Origin of the sequence: Schnuerera sp., from assembly GCF_035459645.1 — a bacterium.
Lineage (GTDB): Bacteria > Bacillota > Clostridia > Tissierellales > Tepidimicrobiaceae > Schnuerera.
This window is the reverse complement of record NZ_DATHXO010000268.1, coordinates 1-3,459: the sequence shown is the minus strand read 5'-3', so window position 1 is coordinate 3,459 and position 3,459 is coordinate 1. Positions and strand designations below refer to the sequence as shown.

Here is a 3,459-nt window from a genome sequence, read left to right as displayed (position 1 = left end):
GAATTCTTATCAAGGATTAAAGGCTAAATAATTTTCACAGTATACATCTTTCTATCATATTATATATTGCATAAGAATATATGAAGAAAGGTGATTGATATGGAAAATAGATATGAAGCAATGCAAGCATGCCCTTCAGGGAGTTTTGCTTATACTATAAGATCAGGAGATACTTTCTTTTTGTTAGCGCGCAGATTTAATACAACAGTTGAAGCTATAATGAGAATAAATCCAGGAGTAGATCCAAATAGACTTCAAATAGGTCAAAGGATATGTATACCAGGGGTTATGCCTCCTCCAGCACCACCATGTCCAAATGGTTTTTTATATACTATAAGATCAGGAGATACCTTATTTAGGCTTAGCCAACAATTTGGAGTTAGTGTGGATGCAATAATTAGAGCTAATCCAGGAATAGATCCGAATAGGCTTCAAATAGGGCAGAGAATATGTATACCAAGTGCAGTAACACCAACTCCACCATGTCCGAATGGATTTCTTTATGTAGTAAGATCAGGAGATACGTTATTTAGGCTTAGTCAGCAATTTGGAGTTAGTGTAGATGTAATAATTAGGGCTAATCCAGGAGTAGATCCAAATAACTTACAAATAGGGCAAATAATATGTATTCCAACTTTTTAATAAAAAGGAGCTAATGCTCCTTTTTTCTTTTGATTAAATCATTAACATCTATTATCTAATTTGCATAATATATAGTGCAAATAATTATATGAGGAAAGGTGATGAAATATGAAAGAAAAACATGATATAAAAGGAAGATGTCCTAGTGGTAGTTTTCCATATACTATTAAATCAGGGGATACTCTATATATACTAGCACAGAAATATAATACAACAGTAGAAGCAATTCTTAAAATTAACCCAGGCATAGATCCAAATAATCTACAAATAGGCCAAGTGATATGTATACCAAAGGCAGCACCACCAATGCCACCATGCCCAAATGGATTTTACTATACTATTAAAGAAGGAGATACATTTTATAAATTAAGCCAACAATTTGGAGTAAGTGTAGAAGCTATTATGAGAGCAAACCCAGGAGTAGATCCAAATAATTTACAAATAGGTCAAGTGATATGTATTCCATATTCAGCACCACCAATGCCACCATGTCCAAATGGATTTTATTATACTATAAGATCAGGGGATACAATTTATTCTCTAAGCCAAAGATTTGGAGTAAGTGTAGAGGCTATTATGAGAGCAAATCCAGGAATAGATCCATATAATTTACAAATAGGGCAAGTAATATGTATTCCACAAGCAGCACCACCGGTACCTCCACTACCACCATGTCCAAATGGATTCTACTATACTATAAAGCCAGGAGACACCTTATTTACAATTAGTCAACGGTTTAATGTACCAGTTCAAGAGATCATAAATGCAAACCCAGGGATAGATCCAAATAATCTACAAATAGGTCAGGTAATATGTATTCCTAGAAGATGTGTTGTATTTTGTTTCTAAAGTATTAAAAAAGCCCATTAATTTGGGCTTTTTTAATACTAATTTTTAATTGAGATTCTTTCTTCACTTTCATAGAATATGTCTTCTTTTTTAACACCTCTGTCAAGTAAGATATTATAACTATCCACAATCATATTTTTAGAACCACAGATATATACTTTGTATCCTTCTAAATCCATATCCTCTAATACATGAGTTACATAACCTTTTCGTATAGAGCTAGTTTTGTCACGAGATACAACAGGGATATACTGGAATTTTTTCTCCTTTTCATCTAAGGATTCAAAATAACTTTTATATAAAAATTCATCTTCGTATCTTTGACCATCCAAAAGTTTAACATCTTTTATTGATGGATTCTTCATTAAAGCTTCTTTAGATAAACCAATAAAAGGGGTAATTCCTATTCCATTACCAATAAATAGTATTTTTTCAGCAGAATCATCTATAACTAATTCATCGCCCATAGGACCTTCTAATTCAACAATATCTCCTATTTTAAAATCATTAAATATTATATTAGTCCCATATCCCTTTTCTACCTTTTTTATTATTACACTTAGTTTAGTACTATCTTCATTAAAGGAAGAGATAGAATAAGCTCTAAAAGCTTTTGGCTTATCTTGAATTTTGATTAAAATAAATTGTCCTGCTCTGTAATCAACTTTTTTAGGTGATACGAAGGAAAAAGTATATTCTTTAATATCTTTTCCTAAGTCTTTAATATCTGAAATTTTTGCTTTTATCTTTTGCCTATTTTCATAGCCTTTAGTAGAAACTTTTTCTTTTAATTCTATTGCTTCATCTTCTGTTCTTAAAGATAAGATATTTGCTGGGCAATTTTCAACACATGTGGCACATTTAATACAGTTAATATCGTTAAATTGATTGTTTTCTCCAAACTCTAAATAAGGAGTTAGCTGGAAAGGACAAACTCTAGAACATTTTCCACAAGCATGACATTTGTCTAAATTTTCTATGGTAACCTTTTTTTCAGCTTTATTAGCTACTCCAACTGCTCTACCTAAGGCATGAGATAATTTTTGTATAGTACCCATAGGACAAAATTGACACCAAGTTCTAGGATTGACTAATATAGCAAACAATCCACCAGTTACTAAAACCATTAAATAAGTAGTAACAAATACGAAACCTAGTTTATCAAAAAAGTCATATGTTCCCCAAAATTTTGATACATTAATTACTTTTCTAGAAAAATTGTACATAAAAAATAGGAAAAAACCTGTAACCATAAATTTTGATTTTAAGAACTGTGGAATTTTTTTGTTTAAGCTTATAGGCATAGTTATCCTATCAAATAAAGAACCATGGGGACAAAAATTTCCACACCAATATCTACCTGTAAAAAAAGAAGTAGTAGTTAGACCAGCCATAATAAAAATAACTAACAATCCTAATTTAGGCTCCCATAAACCTCCAATGGCCACTAATACCGTAAAGATCCACCCATATTTTCTAATATTGGTAAAAGTTCGATTGGTTTTAATATAATAATTCTCCATTTTATACCTCCTTGAATTTTCGATATACCGCCGGGGGGTATAAAAGCATTATAACTATTAATCTGAATTTTGTAAAGGGGGGTTCTCACGAAGGGTCTAAAACCGAGATTTTATAGTTATGCACATTTATGAAATAATCCAAAGTAATTCCAGCTATGATGACTTAATTCAATAATTTATTTATATTAATATAAGGATTGGGTATCTATAATAAAATTATTAATAGAAAACTAAATAATATAAAAAGAATAATGCTAATTATAAGTGGAGCATTGAATATTTTTTCATCTGATATAGTCTTTTCCTTACTAAGATCTATATTATTTACTTTAGCTAACAATCGTATAAGCATATATATGATAACTACCGAAAAAATCACTGATACAAAACAGTTAATAAAGCTTGGACTAGATGCATACCCTATATTAGGATCTGGTGGGTACAA

Annotated in this window: 4 protein-coding genes; 3 read left to right on the top strand and 1 reads right to left on the bottom strand. The window is 30.8% G+C overall.

Annotated features, from left to right (window positions below; genetic code table 11):
- Positions 1-99: 99 nt before the first annotated feature.
- Positions 100-642, top strand: coding sequence for a LysM peptidoglycan-binding domain-containing protein (locus VK998_RS06305; RefSeq protein WP_325226656.1), 543 nt, complete (start codon positions 100-102; stop codon positions 640-642).
- Between the two features lie 108 nt (positions 643-750).
- Positions 751-1,491 carry a LysM peptidoglycan-binding domain-containing protein gene (locus VK998_RS06300; RefSeq protein ID WP_325226654.1) on the top strand — a complete coding sequence of 247 codons (741 nt, stop codon included), beginning with the start codon at positions 751-753 and terminating at the stop codon, positions 1,489-1,491.
- A gap of 38 nt (positions 1,492-1,529) precedes the next feature.
- Here VK998_RS06300 and VK998_RS06295 read toward each other — a convergent pair whose 3' ends face one another.
- Positions 1,530-3,014 carry a 4Fe-4S binding protein gene (locus VK998_RS06295; RefSeq protein ID WP_325226652.1) on the bottom strand — a complete coding sequence of 495 codons (1,485 nt, stop codon included), beginning with the start codon at positions 3,012-3,014 and terminating at the stop codon, positions 1,530-1,532.
- Positions 3,015-3,265: 251 nt separating this feature from the next.
- Here VK998_RS06295 and VK998_RS06290 point away from each other — a divergent pair.
- Positions 3,266-3,459, top strand: a 194-nt coding sequence (locus VK998_RS06290; RefSeq protein ID WP_325226650.1) for a hypothetical protein, incomplete at its 3' end; no start/stop codon positions are given.

Excerpts from the sequence above, each read along its gene's own strand:
- VK998_RS06305 (WP_325226656.1), top strand. The coding sequence starts at position 100 with ATGGAAAATAGATATGAAGCAATGCAAGCATGCCCTTCAGGGAGTTTT.
- VK998_RS06300 (WP_325226654.1), top strand. The coding sequence starts at position 751 with ATGAAAGAAAAACATGATATAAAAGGAAGATGTCCTAGTGGTAGTTTT.
- VK998_RS06295 (WP_325226652.1), bottom strand. The coding sequence starts at position 3,014 with ATGGAGAATTATTATATTAAAACCAATCGAACTTTTACCAATATTAGA.